Below are 17077 nucleotides of genomic sequence, written 5' to 3' on the forward strand. Positions count from 1 at the left end.
TGAACGGGACGAGCTTTTCATGACCGAGACCCCCACAACGCCGGGCCACGACCGGATCGAGCCCCTCGATCTGCAGACCGAGATGCAGCAGTCGTACCTCGACTATGCGATGGCTGTCATCGTCGGCCGGGCGCTGCCCGAGGTCCGCGACGGCCTGAAGCCGGTGCACCGCCGCATCCTCTATGCGATGTACGACGGCGGTTACCGGCCGGACCGTGGTTTCTCGAAGTGTTCCCGCATCGTCGGTGACGTGATGGGTCAGTACCACCCGCACGGCGACTCGGCGATCTACGACACCTTGGTGCGACTGGCGCAGCCGTGGGTGATGCGGGCGCCGATGATCCAGGGCCAGGGCAACTTCGGGTCGCCGGGTAACGACCCGGCGGCCGCGATGCGGTACACCGAGTGCCGGCTGGCTCCGCTGGCGATGGAGATGGTGCGCGACATCGACCAGGAGACGGTCGACTTCCGCCCCAACTACGACGGTCGCTCGCAGGAGCCGGTGATCCTGCCCGCCCGGTTCCCGAACCTGCTGGTGAACGGCTCCGCCGGTATCGCCGTCGGCATGGCCACCCAGATCCCGCCGCACAACCTGCGCGAGGTCGCCGCGGCCGCGAACTGGTGCCTGGAGAACCCGGAAGCCACCCAGGAGGAGGTCCTGGCCAAGTGCATGGAGCACATCAAGGGCCCGGACTTCCCGAACGGCGCGCTGATCGTCGGCTACAAGGGCATCGATGACGCCTACCGCACCGGGCGTGGCTCGGTCACGATGCGCGCGGTGGTCGACATCGAGGAAGACGCCAAGGGCCGGACCAGCCTGGTCGTCAGCGAACTGCCGTACATGGTCAACCCGGACAACCTGGCCCAGAAGATCGCCGAGCTGGTGAACACCGGCAAGATGACCGGCATCGCCGACATCCGCGACGACACCTCGTCCCGGACCGGCCAGCGCCTGGTGATCGTGCTGAAGCGTGACGCGCAGCCGCGCGTCGTACTGAACAACCTCTACAAGCACACGCAGCTGCAGGACACCTTCGGCTGCAACATGCTGGCCCTGGTCGACGGCGTACCGCGCACGCTCAGCGTGGACCTGTTCATCACGCACTGGATCGACCACCAGATCGAGGTCATCCAGCGCCGGACCCGCTACCGCCTCCGCGAGGCCGAGAAGCAGGCCCACATCTACCGCGGCTACGTGAAGGCGCTGGACGCGCTGGACGAGGTCATCGCGCTGATCCGCCGCAGCCCCGACGTGGACGACGCGCGCCAGGGCCTGATCAGCCTGCTGGACATCGACGAGGTGCAGGCCCAGGCGATCCTGGACATGCAGCTGCGCCGGCTGGCCGCCCTGGAACGCCAGAAGATCATCGACCGGCTGAACGAGCTCGAGGCCGTCATCGCCGACCTCGAGGACATCCTGGCCAGCCCGGAGCGGCAGCGCACCATCGTCAAGGACGAGCTGGCCGAGATCGTCGAGAAGTACGGCGACGACCGCCGTACGACGATCATCGCGGCCGACGGCGACCTGTCCGTCCAGGACCTGGTGCCGGACGAGGACGTCGTCGTCACCATCACCCGCGGCGGCTACGCCAAGCGGACCAAGACCGACCTGTACCGGACGCAGAACCGCGGCGGCAAGGGTGTCCGCGGTGCCCAGCTGCGGGCCGAGGACGAGATCAGCCACTTCTTCGCCACCACGAACCACCACTGGATGCTGTTCTTCACCACCAAGGGCCGGGTCTACCGCGCCAAGGTGTGGCAGCTGCCCGAGTCCGCCCGGGACGCGAAGGGCTCGCACGTGGCCGGCCTGCTCTCGTTCCAGCCGGACGAGGACATCGCCCAGGTTCTGACGCTGCGCGACTACGAGCAGGCCGACTACCTGGTGCTGGCGACCAAGCGAGGCCTGGTCAAGAAGACGGCGCTGACCGACTACGACTCGGCCCGGCAGAGCGGCATCATCGCGGTCAACTTCCGCGAGGACGACGACGAGCTGATCGGCGCCGACCTGGCCACCGCCGAGGACGACCTGCTGCTGGTGTCCCGGAAGGGCCAGTCGATCCGCTTCACTGCGAACGACGAGCAGCTCCGCCCGATGGGCCGGGCCACCTCCGGCGTCACCGGGATGAAGTTCCGCCCCGGCGACGAACTGCTGTCGATGTCGGTGATCCGGGCCGGTTCGGAGGAGGACACCCAGTTCGTCTTCACCGTGACCGACGCCGGGTACGCCAAGCGCAGCCGGGTGTCGGAGTACCGGCAGCAGGGCCGTGGCGGTCTCGGCATCAAGGCGGTCAAGCTGAACGACGAGCGCGGTTCGCTGGTCGGCGCGCTGATCGTGGTCGACGGGGACCAGGTGCTGGCGATCAAGGCCAGCGGCCAGGTCGTCCGCAGCCGGGTGGACTCCGTGCCGGTGAAGGGTCGCGACACGATGGGCGTCCGGTTCGCCGGTGTCGGCGAGTCCGACGCGGTCGTCGCGATCGCCCGGAACACCGATCTGAGCCTGAACGGCAACGGCGACGAATCCAACGGCGACGAAGCGGGTACCTCCGAGAATGCCCAGGATGTGGACGGATCGACAACCGAATCCACCCCTGCGAGCGTCCAGACTGATGACCAGCGTTCGACGGACGTCGACGGCGCGGCTACCGTCGAAGACGACGAAGCCGGCCAGGAGGGGTAACTGATGACCAACCGCGCGAGGCCGACATGGCCCGATGGTGCGGCGGACAATCCCAAGACCCAGCGGCCATCGCCGGGCGGGAACAAGCAGTCCACTCCACCGGCCACCCCGGCCTCCAACGGTCGTTCCAGCGGCAACGGCCAGCAGCGATCAGGCGACTACCGCCCGCAACCGCGGCCTGCTGGAGGCGCTCAGCCCGCTGGGGGTGCGCAGCCTTCGGGCGGTGCGCAGCCTTCGCCGAGGCCGGGTCAGTCCGGTGCGTCGCAGTCCGGGCCGGTGCGGCCGCCTCAGCAGCCGCCGGTTCGGCCGCCTGCTCAGCCGAGCTCGCGCCCGGCCAGTCCTGCTCCGCTCACTCCGAGTACGCCGGGACGCCCTGAGCCGTGGTCGCCGGGTGCTCCGTCCGCTGGTACGGCGGCCGCCGCAGGTGCCTCGTCGTACGGGCTGACCGGGAAGAACTCGGCGAAGTCGACCACCGAGAGCATCGGCGACCGAGTCAGCGCGGCCCGGCAGGCGGTGCTGGACAAGGCCGCCACGGTCAAGACGACGAAGCCGGACAAGCACGAGAAGGCGGAGCACAAGGCAGTCTCCAAGGCCGAGAAGGCGCCGAAGACCTCGAGCCGGCCGCAGACCCGCAAGGCACGGCTGCGGATGTCGCGGATCGACCCGTGGTCGGTGATGAAGACGTCGTTCCTGCTCTCGATCGCGTTCGGCATCGTCACCTGGGTCGCGGTGTTCATCGTCTGGTCCGCGATCGGTGCGGCCGGTGTGTTCGACAACATCAACAACACCGTCACCGAGGTGCTGGGTACGCCGGCGGCCGAGCCGTTCCGGATCGAGAACTACATCAACACCGGCAAGGTGATGGGTTTCACCACGCTGCTGGCCTGCGCGGACGTGCTCATCATCACCGCACTGGCAACACTCGGATCGTTCCTCTACAACATCGCCGCCACGCTGCTCGGCGGCCTGGAAGTCACACTGGCATCGGAGGACTGACAGCTTGTCCGGTCTCCGGTCGGGCCCGGTGAGGGCCTGGCCGGAACCGGTTTGGGAGTAGGGCACCGAGTGCGGTAATCTCTCCCGGGTTCGACCCCGCATTGCGGGCCTATAGCTCAGACGGTTAGAGCGCTGCCCTGATAAGGCAGAGGTCACTGGTTCAAGTCCAGTTAGGCCCACCATCACGATCGCGAACCCCGATCCGAGGAGTCCCGGTGCTGAAGAAGATCCTGCTGGTGCTGGTAGCCAGCATCGGTGGATACTTCGCGTACAAGAAGACCCAGCAGTCCCGCGCCGAGAAGGACCTCTGGGCCGAGGCCGTCGACCCGGTCACCCCGGGCCGCTGACCAAATCCCCCACGGGGGCGTAGCTCAACTGGCAGAGCACTGCCTTTGCAAGGCAGGGGTTAGGGGTTCAAGTCCCCTCGTCTCCACCAACAAAGGCCGGTCCCCCCAGGGCGACCGGCCTTTCGCGTGCACATGTGGTCGACCCACGCGTCCGCTACGCCCGCTCCTCCGGCCGGCCGCTCCCACCCACCCACCCTGCTGCGCGCCAGGGCACTGATTGCGTGCTCCTTCGTCGCCCGAGCTCGACGACCCCGTGCCGTCGCCTGCACCTGACCCGTGAGAAACCGTGGTCAGGGACGGCCCGCCGGCGGCCTCCTGCCATCCGAGTGCACTCGAAGCCGAGCCCTCACCTGATCGAGAAGGCCGCCGAGACCCTCCCGGTGGAGCCTGACGCCTGCACCCTGATCGGCGACCAGACCAACGACATGCAGGAAGCCCGCGCGATCGGAGCTGCAAGCATCGGCTACGCCAACAAGCCCGGCAAGGCCGACGACCTGTCCGCCACCAGTGCCGATGCCGTCATCGCCCACATCCACGAACTCACCGAGGCGATCCGCGCCAACTAGGGCGGTCGGCACCAGCTCCGCGGGCCGTGATCCGCCAATAGATCCGCGACATATGTCCGCCAGCTGATTTGCGACAGGCTAGAAGCCCTGGCGACCAGCTGGGACGCCGGCCAACGCACGCACATGCCGGTGACAGGACGTCTTGCCTCTATGAAAAGGTGAGGATATGGCTTCCCCGCTGATCCGTTCGGCAAGACAGTCGGAGCTCGATGACTTGGCCCTGCTCGAGGTCCAGGCTGGCGAGCGCTTCCACTCGGTTGGCATGTCAGATGTGGCCGACCATGTCCCCGATCAGCAGGCCCTGAGTCGGAGTCAGCGGCAAGGGCTGATATGGGTTGCCGAGGAAGACGGGAAGATCGCCGGCTACATCGTGGCACGAGTGCTGGACGGTAATGCCCATATAGAGCAGGTATCGGTAGCTCCCACTCACGCTCGGCGGGGCATCGGCCGCCGGCTCATATCGCACCTCGAGATGTGGGGCAGGCACAACGATCGGCCGGCGACGACCCTGACGACGTTTCGCGATGTGCCGTGGAACGGCCCCTACTACCGGAAACTTGGGTACCGAGAGCTACACGGCGCGGAGATCGGACGCGAGCTGGCAGCCGCGATGCAACACGAAGCGTCGCTGCCCGGAATAGATGCTTCTCGTCGCTGCGCGATGATCAAGTACAACGGCGACGTTTCTTGACGTTCGTCGTCAGGTGCCGCCGATGGTCGCTATCCCCACGTGCATCCTCAACTGCCGCAATCCGTGCTTTGACCGTCGCGACGTCGTCGTAGTAGTTCGTGTCAAGAAAGGCGAGAACGCGGCAACGCAACCAGCGTGTCTCATCCGCCGAGGCGTAGTCGCGCACGATCCACTCCGTCATGCCGACCATCCTCTCCAGGTCCTTCAGGTATAGCTCACCGTTGCTCAGTTGGGCTTGGTTCTCCACGACTGTGACGAACCCTGTGGATACATCGACGTACGTCGGGCCGGCGCGGCCAGCTCGCCGACCTCGTCCGCTCAGCCGATGTGCGTGCCCTACGGGAAGGAGTTCAGATTGCGAAGAACGCCGACAGTTCGCGAGCAAGGGCTGACATCTCGGCACCAGGCTCGACCTCGACGACAACCGAGGCCCTCCACTTGTCGTAGATGCTGGGCGTGAGCCACCAGAGGAGGTCGACGTGTCCGCGTGTGGTCCACGTGGCCTCAACGCAGAGGTCATGATCCACGTTCTCCCAGGTGCGGGTGCCGTCCCAGCCGCGGAAGTCCTCGGCCAGATACTCAATGAACGCAGGCAATCCGCTACCAGCGGTGTCGAGACTCAGTACCAACGCCTCTGCTGTCAGCCCGTTGCCCGACAGACGGACTGTGTACTCGACGATGTCATCCGCTGCCACGTAGGGATCCGAGGGGTCGCGATAGCGGAACCGTTGGGATGCGAACTCGATCCGCGCCTCTCGATCCCCGTCGCTCCATCGCAGAGTGACCGTCGAGCCGTCCTCAGACACGTAGAGCATGGCGCGATGATCGCACGGGTCTCAGATCAAACGCGCGCTCATGCCGCGGTCCGCGCGGTCATGCCGATGACAACCATCAGCTGACACACGACTGTCAAGCATCACCCGGCACAGGACACCAGCTCCGCGGGCTCTCTGCCGAGTTTGGCTTTATGGATCAAGGCGCGCCCTCGGAGCGCGGACCGGACTGCGGGCGGCGCGCTGGGGCGCCGTCCGCGCCGGTCCAACGAACGGAACCGCTTCCTGTGACTATGCGATCCCGGGGGGCAGGAGTGGCGGCGCGGTGTCACGACACGAGCTCGTCGATCACGATGCCTTCGCGCGCGAGGGTTTCCCGCATCCAGCGCCGTATCAGCTCGTTCGCGTCAACCTAGGCAGTGAGCCCGGGTCAACCTAGGCAGAGGCAGAAGGGGTGGCCTTCCGGGTCGATCATGACGCGGTGTTCGGTGGGCCGTGGTTGGACGGCGGCGAGGGTGGCGCCGCATTCGATCGCCCAGGCGACCGCGGCGTCCAGGTCGTCGACGCCGACGTCGAGGTGCATGGTCGAGGTCTGCTCGCCTTCGACGGCCGGCCATTGTGGTCGGCGGTAGTTAGTCTCGTAGTCGAAGTTCAACGCTGGTTCGGCGACACCCTCTGGTGGGCAGACCAGCGCATAGCCGGCCTCGGGTGGCTCTCCCGGCCGTGGTTCCTCCTCCCGGATGTAGGGCCAGTTGAGCAGCTTGGAGTAGAACCTGCCCAGCTCTCGGGGCCGGGCGGCCATGATCGTGAGCGCCCCGACCCGGATCCGCGGTGGACTGTCCATCAGAGCTCCATCACAGGCAGAAGGGATGGCCGGCCGGGTCGGCGTAGCACTGGGACGTGACCTCGTTGGGTGGCATGTGAATGGCTCCAAGTCGTTCGGCTCGGTGGATCGCGGCCTGGGCGCCGTCCGGGAAGCGGTAGTCGATGTGCAGTTGCGCCGGGTACGCCGGGTCGGGGAATCGCGTGGCCCGGAACTGGGCGTGCTGGAACGCGAGGTTCGGCAGATCGTCGTCATCGTCCAGGTCGAGTTCGACCCAGGCGGGTGAGTCCTCGAGCCGCTTCTGCACACCGAGGAAGCCTTCGTAGAAGCCGGCCAGCGAGCGCGGGCTGTAGCAGTCGAACACCACCCGCTGCAGCTCCGGCCTGTCCACCGTGCCGGGGTACAGACAAAACGGGTGCCCGACGGGATCGGCGTACGTCCGGAAGTCGCCCTGATCCCGCAGCAGTGTTGCACCTCTGCTCAGCACGAGCTCGCCGGCCGCTTCGGCATCCGGTACGACGATGTCGAAGTGCAGCTGCTGTGGATACTCCGGATCGGGCCAGCGTGGCGGACGGTCGTCCGACCAGCCGTCCAACCCGATGCCGAGCCGGAGCTTGCTGCCGCCGTCGGTCGACTTTCCCGCGATGTAGTCGGCGTCCGGGGGCCGCCGTTGCAGGCAGAGGTTTCCGTACGGCTCGTACAGCTGCAGCTCGAGCAGGTCCCGATAGAACTCGGCCATCGCCCGAGACCGATCCTCTGGACATCCGATGTAGATCGTCATCGCGTCGCTGTCCCGAAGCAGATGCACCACTGCAGCCTCCAGCCTTAAAGGCACCAGGGCGATCTATCGTTCACCTCAGGTATCGAGGCTGTCTAGGACGTATGTATGCGCCGTGAGCCGTTCCCGCTGCTGAGCGAGCTGCCGCCAGAGCTGAAGAACGTCATTCTCGATTTCCACTGGGACGTGGCGTTGCTGCACAGGCTGGAGCTTCCGGTCGTTGAGTTGCGGGTCGCGGAGTTGGCCTGGCAGTTGCGGTTGCCGTTCTGGGCGTGGGACGGGCGGCCGTTCCAGGTCACTCCGCTGGAGGTGGCCGCCGAACCCGAGGTCTACGCGGAGCAGTACGCCCGGACGATGGCGGCGGACCTGCGCTATCCGCTGGACGTCGTACGACGACCCGACGGCCGCATCACCATCCTCGACGGGGTCCATCGCCTCCTCCGGGCACACCTCGACAGGCTGGAGTCTGTTCGCGCGCGCGTTCTCGAATGGGAGGAACTCGACGCGATTGCTGTGCGCCGTTGACGGGTGGGTGAAGGCCAGCAGCCGGCCAGAATCGGTCGTCTGCAGAGGAACAACTCGTCCGGCAGTCGTGTTGGGGCTGGGTATGACGGTTGAGATCGGGGTGATTCTTCCGACGTCGACGCCTGATCCGGGGCAGCCGATCTTGGGAGATGTCCGCGACAGTGCACGGTTCGCCGAGGAGGTCGGGCTGGATTCGGTCTGGTCGACCGATCATCTGATCGCGAGTGCGCCGATGCTGGAGAGCTCGGTGGTGCTGGCGACCGCGGCGGCGGTGACGGAGCGGATCACGGTCGGGTTCAACGTGATGCTGCTGGCGTTGCGGCCGGTCGCGTGGGCGGCGAAGCAGGTGAACACGCTGCAGTTCGTGTCCGGCAACCGGCTCGTGCTCGGTGTCGGCACCGGCAACCCTGCCCACGGCGACATCGGCTGGCGTGCCGCCGGTGTGTCGTTCGCGGACCGCGGTCGGTTGACCGACGAGGCGCTCGCCGTCCTTCCGGATCTGATCGCCGGCAAGCCGACGATCCTCGACGACGGTGTGGAGGCGACGCTCTCCCCGGGCTCCGAAGTTCCCCCGATCGTTGTCGCAGGCAACGGGAAGGCGGCCTTCCGGCGGGCGGCCAGGTACGGCGACGGCTGGGCGACGATCGCGATGTCGCCCAACGAGGTCAAGGCGAGCCTCGAGCAGATCAACCAGCAGCACGACCGGCCGGCGCTCAAGGCAACGGTCGTCGCGCCGCAACTGGACACTGATCCGCAGCGCGCCGCCGAGCAACTGACGGCCTACGAAGAGGCGGGCACGGCCCGTGTGATCCTGCCGCCCTCCGGCGACTGGCGCCGCGACTACGAAAACGCAGCCAGACTCCGCGCCACCCAGTCCTAGCCACTCAATGCCCCCCCGCAGGTGACTTGACTCTGACATTGGTGTGAGGCTTTACGGTCTGGGCATGTCAGGAGCTGTGATTGTCGGGGCCGGGCCGGGGATTGGCGCGGCCGTGGCCAGGAGGTTTGCGCGGGCCGGGCTGGGTGTCGGGCTGATCGCGCGGTCGGAGTCGACGGTGAAGGCGGTGGCGGACGGGATCACCGGTGACGTCCTCGCGCTGACTGCGGACAGTACGGACGAGGTCGGTCTGCGGGCCGAGCTCGACCGGGTGGTCGAGGAGTACGGCGTACCGGATGTGGTGGTCTACAACGCGGCGATCATCCAGCCGGATGCGGTCGGGGACCTGACCGCTCAGCAGCACCTGGACGCGTGGGCGGTGAACGTCGTCGGTGCGATCACCACTGCGGCGCACGTCGTACCCGCGATGGCTGAGCGTGGCAGTGGATCGTTCATCGTCACCGGTGGGATGCCCGAGCCGAAGCCCGACTACGCCAGTCTGTCGCTGGGCAAGGCCGGCGTACGGACGCTGGTGACCCTGCTGGACCAGCAGTACAGCGCTTCGGGCGTCCACGCGGCCAGTGTCACCGTCGGCGGTGCGGTCGCTCCCGGTACGGCGTACGACCCTGACGACATCGCCGAGCACTACTGGCGACTCCACGCCCAGCCGCGCGACCAGTGGGAGCACGAGCGCAGCTTCTGAGTGGACTGACGAAGCCTGTGTGGATTGGACCTGTCGGGCGAGGGTGCATCCGGGCGAGACTTGTTGCTGTTCGCAACTGACGAGGATCGCCGATGTATGTTCCCGCGCACTTCGCCGCCGATGACGAGGCGGTCCACGAACTGCTGGCCCACCACGGGGCCGCCGACCTGGTGACGATGACGCCCGACGGGCTGGTGGCGACCCTGCTGCCGTTCGTCTACGACCGTTCGAGGAACGTCCTGCTCGGGCACTTCGCCCGCAACAACGAGCACTGGCGGCAGACCGTCATCGGGGACGCGCTGGTGATCATGCGCGGTCCGGACTCGTACATCTCGCCGGCCTGGTACGCATCCAAACGCGAGCACGGCCGGGTCGTGCCGACGTGGAACTACCTGACCGCGCACGTCCACGGGACGATGACCGTGCACGACGACCCGGCCTGGGTCGGGGACGTCGTACGGCGCCTGTCGGATCACCACGAAGCCGGTCGGGCGGAGCCGTGGTCGGTGGACGACGCGCCGGAGAAGTTCGTGGCCGGGCAGTTGCGCGCGATCGTCGGGGTGGAGATCGCGATCACGCGGGTCGAGGCGAAGTTCAAACTCAGCCAGAACCGACCGGACGCCGACATCGACGGGGTGATCGACGGCCTCCGCGCGTACGGCGACGATCGGAGCGCGGACGCGGTCGCCCAGCACCGGCGCCAGTGATCCCAAGGGCCGCGGACCGGGGCACCCGATGCAAATGATCGTTGCCCTGAGCACTCGTCTTCAGTGACAGTTTGTGCACGGAATGTCACGGAGAGTTTGCGGGTGCGTGCAGATGTCCGGACAAGCCTGGCGAGCGCGGGACCGGTCAGCAGATCGTCGTTGTCAGGAAGCGACATCGACGACGAAGACATCGAGTCAGCCGGTCGACCACGGGAGGCTCCGGACGCGTGCTCGAGACCTATCGCGGCATCCCACATCTGCTGGACACCTGGCTCGTCCTGAGCGGAATGGCCCTACCGATCGCCATCTCGTCGCTACGGCAGCCGGGTGACCTGGTCCCCCGACTGGCGGCGTTCTGCCTGCCCGGCGCGTTCGCGCTGGTGCTGGCGGCCACGCTCAGCCCCACCGCGCTCCAGATCGGCCAGATCGGCCAGTGCGGCACCTACCTGACCACCACCGGCGGGCTGAACTCGATCCAGGGTCTGCTCAACGTCCTGCTGTTCGTCCCGGCCGCCGGAATGCTCACGCTGGCCAGCGGCCGCCCGGTCGACGGGATCGCCGCCGGAGTCGGGATGTCCTCGGCGGTCGAGGCGATCCAGGCGCTGATCCCGCAGCTCGGGCGGTCCTGCCAGCTGCACGACCTGATCGCGAACACCCTCGGCGCCTTCGCCGGCGTCGGGTTGGCCGCCGGTCTGCAGCTGCTGACCCGCGGGCGTCGCCTGGTGGTGACCGGCCCGTACGTCGTCGAGCACGGGGCGATGCTCGTCGTACGCGGTCGGTCCCCGGCCCGCCACCGCCGCGGCGAGCTGGTCGCGCGGCCGCTACCGGTCACGAAACCGGCGAACGGACTCCGTCAGATCGCCCCGGGCACGGTGAGATTCTCACGGAGCGGAAACGAAGTTATCCGGATAGTTATCCACAGGTTGTGGATGAAACGGGGGATGCCGACACGACTACTCGGAGATATCCACAGGTCAGGGCCTGACATCCAGGCCCAGTGACGTGGCGATGACCATCGCCTGGGTGACGTCGACCCGGGCGTCCTTCAGTTCGACCGTGAGTGGATCGAGGGTGGAGAGGTCGGAGCCACGGAGGTCGGCGGCGGTGAAGTCGGCGCGTTGGAGGGACGCGCCGGACAGATCGAGATCGCGCAGCACCGCCTTGGCCGCCCGGACGCCGGTGAGGTCCGCCTCGCGGAGCTTCAGACCGGTCAGCTCGGTGCCTCGCAGGTCCGCGCCCGCGAGGCCGGTGAACGACCAGTCGCCGCCGGACACCTTCATCAGGTTGTAAGTGCAGTCGTCGAAGAAACTGCCGACCAGCTTGCACCGGGTGAACGTGGTGTCGAAGAAGGAGCACCGGACGAAGGTGCAGTTCACGAACGCGGCGTCGGTGTGCGTGGAGGCGTTGAACCGGACGCCGCGGAAGGTGCACTCCTCGAAGACCCCGCCGCGGTTCTCCACCTCGGTCAGGTCGGAGTCGATGAACAGCACCTTGCTGTAGGTCTCGCCCGACGGGTCCGCGTCGTCCCAGTCGCGGATCGTCGACTCGGTCGGCGTCGCCGGTCGCCCCTGTGCTGCCATCGGTCTCCCCTGTCGCTCAGGTGTCCTGAGCTGCCCACCCTGTCACGCCGTACCGACACGGTGCCGTAGGGCGCAGGTTGGTGCATTTGTGATCGTGACGACGGACAACCTTCGGCGGACCGACAACTACGGGCCGCACGATGGAGGAGTGACCGGAACTGAGCGGGTGATGGTGTTCGGCGCGGGAGGCTTCCTCGGCGCCAGGATCTGCGCACTGCTCGCCGACCGCGGGGTGGAGTACCGCGGTCTGAGCCGGAGCCGGGGTGAGCCGTACCGGTTGTGCGACCTGGCCGCCATGCATCCGTACGCGCTGGACACCCAGATCGGCATGTACAAACAGACCGTCATCATCAACGCGGCCGGCGCCACGCTGGGCGACGCGGCCACATTGGTCCGGGCCAACGTGATCGCCGTCGAGGCCCTGCTGGCCTCGACCCACGACAACGCCAGCCACGCGCGCTTCGTCCAACTCGGTTCGGCAGCCGAGTACGGCGGTGCGCCGCAGGGAACCAGCCAGGACGAACAGACCGAACCCTTCCCGGCCGGACCGTACGGCATCACCAAGCTGGCCGGCTCGGAACTGGTCCTCCGCGCCCAGCGCAACGGCGCCGACGCGGTCGTCCTGCGCGTCTTCGACGTGATCGGCCCCGACGCACCCGAGAGCACGCTGACCGGCCGGGTCATCCGTGACCTCCGGTCGAGGCACACGGTCGAGGCCGGTTCGCTCGACGTCTGGCGGGACTTCGTCGACGTACGGGATGTCGCCGAGGCGGTCCTGGCGGTGGCGCTCGCCGACACCAAGCTGCCTGCGGTTCTGAACGTCGGGACCGGGCGGGCGAGTCTGGCCAGGGACGTCGCCGGTCAGCTGTTCGAGCTGAGCGGTCAGCCGGCCAGGATCGTCGAAGAGGCTCAACCGGACACCGTGCCCGGCGCGACCTGGCAGCAGGCCGACACAGCGCTGATCGGCAAGACGCTCGGCTGGTCCCCGAAGATCTCCCTCGAACAGTCCCTCGCCGACAGTTGGGCCGCCCGCGGGTAGGAGACTGGGTGCGTGGAGATCCGCTCGATCAGTCAGCCCGCGCCCGACCGGCGACCGCCCGCAGTGAACGAGGACCTCGTGCTCAGCGGGCCCGACTTCGTCTTCGTCCTCGACGGAGCCACTGCTGGGAAGGGCCTCGACTCCGGTTGCCGGCACACGGTCGCCTGGCTGGTCCAGCGGCTCGGCCGCGAGCTCGCACTGCCGCTCCTGACCGGCTCGACCGCTCCACTCGCGGATCTGCTGGCCGACGCGATCGCCGCAGTCGGCACCGAGCACGCCGACACGTGTGACCTCACCAACCCGGACAGCCCGTCCTCCACCGTCGCGATGATCCGGGTGGGATCGGACAGCGTCGAGCACCTCGTCCTCGCCGACTCGCCGATCGTGATGAGATCACCGGCAGGTGCGGTGTCGGTGCACAGCGACGATCGGATCGACCTGCTGCCCGAGTACACCTTCGAGGCGGTCCGCCGGCTGCGCAACCAGCCAGGCGGATTCTGGGTGGCGAGCACCGAACCCAAGGCGGCGTACGAGGCGGTCAGGGGTACGACGGATCGCGCGGAGGTCGAGTTGGTCGCCCTACTGTCCGATGGCGCCGCGCGGTATGTCGAGCACTACGGACACAGCTGGGACGAACTGCTCGACGTGCTCACCGCGGACGGCCCGCGCGAACTCGTCGACCGGGTCTGGGCGTACGACGAGGCCGCGCACCCCGACAGCTTCCTCGGGAAGCGGTACGACGACGCCACCGCCGTACTCGCCTATCTCTGATCCGGACCGTACGACGGGAACGTCGGGCCCGGGTTGTTGTACCGGGGTGCGTACTGCGGTGGCTCGGGTGGTGGTGCCACGGCAGCGGCCGGCGGTGTCGTCGCCTGGTCGTGTTGCCACCGGGTGACTCGGAGAAGCAGCAGGGAGGCGGTGACGCCGGCCGCGATCAGCAGCAGGGTCGCCACGGTGAAGCCGATGTTGACCGCCAGCGCGACCCGGACCATGAAGTCCTGCAGGTCGTAGATGTCGACGTAGTCGCCGGTCGCGTCCGCGGTGTCGGCCGCGTCGACCAGGCGGACGATCCAGACGATGAAGGCGAGGAACGCGAGCACGCCGCCGCCGACCAGGATCACCCAGAACCCGGTCCACGTCGCCCACCAGCCGTACAGCAGCGTCCGGACCGGACCGTGTCTGGCCGCACCCGGTTGCTCCGGCGGCTCGCTCGCGGCCGTCACGTCTTGCACGATCTGCAGCGGGTACCAGAACTGCAGGATCGGAACGAACCACGATCCGACGATCCAGCCGGTTCCATGCCGATGCGGCTGCCCGTCCTGAACGATCGGCCGGGGTGCCAGCGGCGACCTGAGGAACTCGGTGTTCTCCCGCGCCTGCCACAGCCAGATCAGGAACGCGATCGCCGTCCCCATCAGCAGGTAGCTGACCAGGTTGAGCAGCGGTCCGGTGCCCGCGATCGACCCGACGGCCCGGTCGACCTCCTCCTCGGAGAGCAGCCCGTACACGAACCGCTTGACCTCGTCGTACGAGCTCCACATCAGCGCGGACTGGACCACCGCGGCGACCGCGGTCAGCCCCATCAGCACGATGCTGACCAGCGCGATCTTCCGCAACGGCCGGTACCGCGGCGGCACCGGCTGGTAAGGCACCGGCTGATACGGACCCGGCCGATGCGGCACCGGATACGGCTGCCGGAACGGCTGTGGGCCACCAGGTCCCGGGTACGGCTGCGTCACCTCTTTCACCCCCTAGCAGCCAAGTTATCCCAGCCCTGGGAGCGTTCAACCTGTTATCCACAGGTGAAAGCTGCAACCCTCACACGCCGGCGAAGGCTTCACGGACCGCGGGCAGCGCCAGCGAACGATCCGCCGCCGACAACCCGATCCGCGTCCGCCGGTCCAGTACGTCGTCCTCCGTCAGCGCCCCTTCGTGCCGGACGGCGAACCGCAGCTCGGCGTACGTCGTCCGCAACCCCGGCGCGATCGGCTCCAGCAACGACGGCGGCCCCGCGATCACGTCCGGCGCCTCCACGCCGTACCGCTGCACGAACCGCGACGGCGCCCGCACAGCCGCCAACTGCCCCCGATCCGCCGCCCCGACGAGCGGGATCCGGTGCGTCAGGCATGGTCGGCGTACCTCCAGAGCGGACTGCTGCAGCGCCGTGTCGAGCGCATCCTGCGCCATCCGCCGGTACGTCGTCAGCTTCCCGCCCACGATCGTCACCAGCCCGTCCGGGCTCGTGATCACCGCGTGCCGCCGGGAGATGTCGGTGGTCTTGTGCTCACCCTTGCGATGGCCGGTGTCGAGCAGCGGCCGCAGACCGGCGTACGTCCCGAGCAGATCGGACCGGGTCAACGGCACCTGAACGGCCGTGCTGATGGTCGAGAGCAGGTAGTCGATCTCGGCATCGGTCGCATGCGGTACGTCGCTCACCGGACCAGGCGCCTCTTCGTCGGTCAGCCCGACGTACACCCGGTCGTCCGGTGCGGGGATCGCCATCACCACGCGCCGCAGCTCCCCCGGCACCGGCACGGTCAGTACGGCGGACAATCCGCCGAAGGCCGACTGCGGCAGCACCAGATGCGTCCCGCGGCTCGGCCGGAGTTTGATTCCCGAGGCCACCTGATCAGCCCAGATCCCGGCCGCGTTGATCACCACCGAAGCGTCGACCTGCAGCCGCTGCCCGGTCAGTTGGTCGACCAGTACGGCGCCTCGCCCGGTGACCTCGGTGGCTGCGACGCGGGTCAGCACACGAGCGCCGTACAGCGCCGCGGTCCGCGCGATCGCGACCACCAACCGGGCGTCGTCGTACAGCTGCCCGTCCCAGGTCAGGAAGCCGCCGCGCATCCCCTCCGGACGCAGCGTCGGCGCGTACCGGAGGATCTCGGCCGAGCTGACCCGGCGGGAGTGTGGCAGGTAGTCGTCGCTGGTCCGCGCGAACGTGCGCAGGACGTCGCCGCCGAGGAACGCGCCCCGCAGCAACGCGGCCTGCGCGTAGCGTGCCTGCGGCAACCACGGAGCGATCTGCGGCACCGGATGGACCAGGTGTGGCGCCGTCGTCTTCATCAGGATGCCGCGTTCGACCGCACTCTCGTACGCGATGCCGACGTGACCGGAGATGAGGTAGCGCAGCCCGCCGTGCACCAGCTTGGAGCTCCACCGGCTGGTGCCGAAGGCCAGGTCGTGCTTCTCCACCAGGGCAACGGTCAGGCCCCGGGCGGCCGCGTCCAGGGCAACGCCGGCGCCGGTGACCCCGCCGCCGATGACCAGGACGTCGATCTTGCCGACCGTGTCCAGCCACTCCAGCTCGCGGGTCCGGCGGGCCGCGTTCAGGCTGGCGTTGCCCACGCTGATCATGGCGTCAGGTATCTGGTGAGCATCACCCGCAGCTCCTCGTCGAGCTTCGGATACTCGGCAGGCGTTCCCATCACCGGGCCGGACACCGCCGAGGCCAGTGAGACGAGGATGATCTGCCGGGCCAGCCAGACCGGGTCACCGTCCCGGATCGAACCGTCGCCCTGACCCGCCTTGATGCCCTCCTCGACCAGCGCGAGATGCGCGACCGTGCTGCTGCCGCGGCGCTCGAGCAGGTACGGCGTGAGGAACTCCGGATCGAGCTCGATGATCTTCCGCATCAACGGGTGCACCCGGGTCGTCGCGACCACCTCGACCACGCCCTCGACCAGCCGGGAGCGCCCGTCCACCGCGTCCGGCTGGAACGCGGACATCAACGCCGTGGTCCACTCCCGGGTCATCAGTGCGGCGACCACCGCCTGCACGTTCGGCCAGCGCCGGTAGAGGGTCGCGCGGGACACCTCCGCGTGCCGGGCGATATCGGCCATCGTCATCCGGCGCATCCCGATCGCGAGCAGCAACTCATAGGCCGCGTCCAGGATCCGCTCCTCGCCGATGGCGTTCGCGGGCGTGGGACGCGTGCTGGTCTCGGGCCCTGTTTCCTGCGCGGACTCGCTGCTACGCTGAGACATCAC

General features: G+C 68.0%; 20 protein-coding genes and 2 tRNA genes. 14 read left to right on the forward strand and 8 right to left on the reverse strand.

Annotation, left to right across the window (positions count from 1 at the left end; genetic code table 11):
- Positions 1 to 82 precede the first annotated feature (82 nt).
- The 7 genes from gyrA to EV652_RS24525 all read left to right on the forward strand — a co-directional run bounded on the left by gyrA (position 83) and on the right by EV652_RS24525 (position 5277).
- The gene (gyrA, locus tag EV652_RS24500) at positions 83 to 2677 is read left to right on the forward strand and encodes a DNA gyrase subunit A (protein WP_439649085.1); all 2595 of its coding nucleotides are present in this window, start codon (positions 83 to 85) and stop codon (positions 2675 to 2677) included.
- 276 nt (positions 2678 to 2953) lie between these two features.
- On the forward strand, positions 2954 to 3673 hold the full coding sequence (locus EV652_RS24505; protein ID WP_132211548.1) for a DUF3566 domain-containing protein: 720 nt from the start codon (positions 2954 to 2956) through the stop codon (positions 3671 to 3673).
- Between the two features lie 105 nt (positions 3674 to 3778).
- Positions 3779 to 3855 (forward strand) — tRNA-Ile (locus EV652_RS24510).
- A gap of 33 nt (positions 3856 to 3888) precedes the next feature.
- A complete protein-coding gene (locus tag EV652_RS45415; RefSeq protein ID WP_233712472.1) occupies positions 3889 to 4020 on the forward strand; it encodes a DLW-39 family protein in 132 nt (43 codons plus the stop codon).
- A 13-nt stretch (positions 4021 to 4033) separates the two neighbouring features.
- Positions 4034 to 4109: transfer RNA gene (locus tag EV652_RS24515), tRNA-Ala, on the forward strand.
- A gap of 237 nt (positions 4110 to 4346) precedes the next feature.
- On the forward strand, positions 4347 to 4586 hold the full coding sequence (locus tag EV652_RS44125; RefSeq protein ID WP_158441234.1) for an HAD family hydrolase: 240 nt from the start codon (positions 4347 to 4349) through the stop codon (positions 4584 to 4586).
- Between the two features lie 166 nt (positions 4587 to 4752).
- Positions 4753 to 5277: a GNAT family N-acetyltransferase gene (locus EV652_RS24525; RefSeq protein ID WP_132211550.1), complete on the forward strand. Its 525-nt coding sequence runs from the start codon at positions 4753 to 4755 to the stop codon at positions 5275 to 5277.
- On the opposite strand, the gene EV652_RS44695 is transcribed toward EV652_RS24525, so the two are convergent.
- The 4 genes from EV652_RS44695 to EV652_RS24545 form a co-directional block, all read right to left on the reverse strand.
- Positions 5252 to 5458 (reverse strand): hypothetical protein, encoded by a 207-nt coding sequence (locus tag EV652_RS44695; RefSeq protein WP_199238378.1) that lies wholly within the window; start codon positions 5456 to 5458, stop codon positions 5252 to 5254. The two genes, EV652_RS24525 and EV652_RS44695, sit on opposite strands and share 26 nt — an antisense overlap.
- 169 nt (positions 5459 to 5627) lie before the next feature.
- Positions 5628 to 6092: a DUF6228 family protein gene (locus EV652_RS24535; RefSeq protein WP_132211551.1), complete on the reverse strand. Its 465-nt coding sequence runs from the start codon at positions 6090 to 6092 to the stop codon at positions 5628 to 5630.
- 388 nt (positions 6093 to 6480) lie between these two features.
- Entirely contained in the window at positions 6481 to 6894 is a 414-nt protein-coding gene (locus tag EV652_RS24540) for a VOC family protein (protein WP_132211552.1), read from the reverse strand.
- 10 nt (positions 6895 to 6904) lie between these two features.
- Positions 6905 to 7684, reverse strand: a complete 780-nt coding sequence (locus EV652_RS24545) for a VOC family protein (protein ID WP_132211553.1) — start codon at positions 7682 to 7684, stop codon at positions 6905 to 6907.
- A gap of 75 nt (positions 7685 to 7759) precedes the next feature.
- On the opposite strand from EV652_RS24545, the gene EV652_RS24550 reads away from it, so the two are divergent.
- The 5 genes from EV652_RS24550 (at position 7760) to EV652_RS24570 (ending at position 11464) form a co-directional block, all read left to right on the forward strand.
- Positions 7760 to 8176: a ParB N-terminal domain-containing protein gene (locus EV652_RS24550; protein WP_132211554.1), complete on the forward strand. Its 417-nt coding sequence runs from the start codon at positions 7760 to 7762 to the stop codon at positions 8174 to 8176.
- A gap of 82 nt (positions 8177 to 8258) precedes the next feature.
- Positions 8259 to 9056: an LLM class flavin-dependent oxidoreductase gene (locus tag EV652_RS24555; protein ID WP_132211555.1), complete on the forward strand. Its 798-nt coding sequence runs from the start codon at positions 8259 to 8261 to the stop codon at positions 9054 to 9056.
- 64 nt (positions 9057 to 9120) lie between these two features.
- The gene (locus EV652_RS24560) at positions 9121 to 9756 is read left to right on the forward strand and encodes an SDR family NAD(P)-dependent oxidoreductase (RefSeq protein ID WP_132211556.1); all 636 of its coding nucleotides are present in this window, start codon (positions 9121 to 9123) and stop codon (positions 9754 to 9756) included.
- A 92-nt stretch (positions 9757 to 9848) separates the two neighbouring features.
- Entirely contained in the window at positions 9849 to 10463 is a 615-nt protein-coding gene (locus EV652_RS24565; RefSeq protein ID WP_132211557.1) for an FMN-binding negative transcriptional regulator, read from the forward strand.
- A gap of 227 nt (positions 10464 to 10690) precedes the next feature.
- Positions 10691 to 11464, forward strand: coding sequence for a VanZ family protein (locus EV652_RS24570; RefSeq protein WP_132211558.1), 774 nt, complete (start codon positions 10691 to 10693; stop codon positions 11462 to 11464).
- On the opposite strand, the gene EV652_RS24575 is transcribed toward EV652_RS24570, so the two are convergent.
- Positions 11438 to 12043 carry a pentapeptide repeat-containing protein gene (locus EV652_RS24575; protein ID WP_132211559.1) on the reverse strand — a complete coding sequence of 202 codons (606 nt, stop codon included), beginning with the start codon at positions 12041 to 12043 and terminating at the stop codon, positions 11438 to 11440. The genes EV652_RS24570 and EV652_RS24575 overlap by 27 nt on opposite strands.
- A gap of 148 nt (positions 12044 to 12191) precedes the next feature.
- Between EV652_RS24575 and EV652_RS24580 the strand changes: the two genes are divergently transcribed.
- Both EV652_RS24580 and EV652_RS24585 read left to right on the forward strand, forming a co-directional pair.
- Complete coding sequence (locus tag EV652_RS24580; RefSeq protein ID WP_242001967.1) at positions 12192 to 13082, forward strand: NAD-dependent epimerase/dehydratase family protein; 891 nt, start codon at positions 12192 to 12194, stop codon at positions 13080 to 13082.
- A 12-nt stretch (positions 13083 to 13094) separates the two neighbouring features.
- Positions 13095 to 13853 carry a protein phosphatase 2C domain-containing protein gene (locus tag EV652_RS24585; RefSeq protein ID WP_242001968.1) on the forward strand — a complete coding sequence of 253 codons (759 nt, stop codon included), beginning with the start codon at positions 13095 to 13097 and terminating at the stop codon, positions 13851 to 13853.
- Here the strand turns inward: EV652_RS24585 and EV652_RS24590 are convergent.
- The 3 genes from EV652_RS24590 to EV652_RS24600 all read right to left on the reverse strand — a co-directional run bounded on the left by EV652_RS24590 (position 13844) and on the right by EV652_RS24600 (position 17074).
- A complete protein-coding gene (locus EV652_RS24590) occupies positions 13844 to 14824 on the reverse strand; it encodes a DUF4328 domain-containing protein (RefSeq protein WP_132211560.1) in 981 nt (326 codons plus the stop codon). The two genes, EV652_RS24585 and EV652_RS24590, sit on opposite strands and share 10 nt — an antisense overlap.
- Before the next feature lie 79 nt (positions 14825 to 14903).
- Complete coding sequence (locus EV652_RS24595; RefSeq protein ID WP_132211561.1) at positions 14904 to 16445, reverse strand: glycerol-3-phosphate dehydrogenase/oxidase; 1542 nt, start codon at positions 16443 to 16445, stop codon at positions 14904 to 14906.
- A complete protein-coding gene (locus EV652_RS24600) occupies positions 16442 to 17074 on the reverse strand; it encodes a TetR/AcrR family transcriptional regulator (protein WP_132211562.1) in 633 nt (210 codons plus the stop codon). Before EV652_RS24600 ends, EV652_RS24595 begins: the two co-directional genes overlap by 4 nt.
- Between the last annotated feature and the right edge of the window lie 3 nt (positions 17075 to 17077).

Origin of the sequence: Kribbella steppae, assembly GCF_004342025.1 — a bacterium.
GTDB classification, from domain to species: Bacteria; Actinomycetota; Actinomycetes; order Propionibacteriales; family Kribbellaceae; genus Kribbella; species Kribbella steppae.

Coding starts and splice junctions, on each gene's coding strand:
- EV652_RS24565 (WP_132211557.1), top strand. CDS start 9,849: ATGTATGTTCCCGCGCACTTCGCCGCCGATGACGAGGCGGTCCACGAA.
- EV652_RS24575 (WP_132211559.1), bottom strand. CDS start 12,043: ATGGCAGCACAGGGGCGACCGGCGACGCCGACCGAGTCGACGATCCGC.
- EV652_RS44695 (WP_199238378.1), bottom strand. CDS start 5,458: ATGACGGAGTGGATCGTGCGCGACTACGCCTCGGCGGATGAGACACGC.
- gyrA (WP_439649085.1), top strand. CDS start 83: ATGCAGCAGTCGTACCTCGACTATGCGATGGCTGTCATCGTCGGCCGG.
- EV652_RS24550 (WP_132211554.1), top strand. CDS start 7,760: ATGCGCCGTGAGCCGTTCCCGCTGCTGAGCGAGCTGCCGCCAGAGCTG.
- EV652_RS24600 (WP_132211562.1), bottom strand. CDS start 17,074: ATGTCTCAGCGTAGCAGCGAGTCCGCGCAGGAAACAGGGCCCGAGACC.
- EV652_RS24595 (WP_132211561.1), bottom strand. CDS start 16,445: ATGATCAGCGTGGGCAACGCCAGCCTGAACGCGGCCCGCCGGACCCGC.
- EV652_RS24540 (WP_132211552.1), bottom strand. CDS start 6,894: ATGGACAGTCCACCGCGGATCCGGGTCGGGGCGCTCACGATCATGGCC.
- EV652_RS24525 (WP_132211550.1), top strand. CDS start 4,753: ATGGCTTCCCCGCTGATCCGTTCGGCAAGACAGTCGGAGCTCGATGAC.
- EV652_RS24535 (WP_132211551.1), bottom strand. CDS start 6,092: ATGCTCTACGTGTCTGAGGACGGCTCGACGGTCACTCTGCGATGGAGC.
- EV652_RS24555 (WP_132211555.1), top strand. CDS start 8,259: ATGACGGTTGAGATCGGGGTGATTCTTCCGACGTCGACGCCTGATCCG.
- EV652_RS24560 (WP_132211556.1), top strand. CDS start 9,121: ATGTCAGGAGCTGTGATTGTCGGGGCCGGGCCGGGGATTGGCGCGGCC.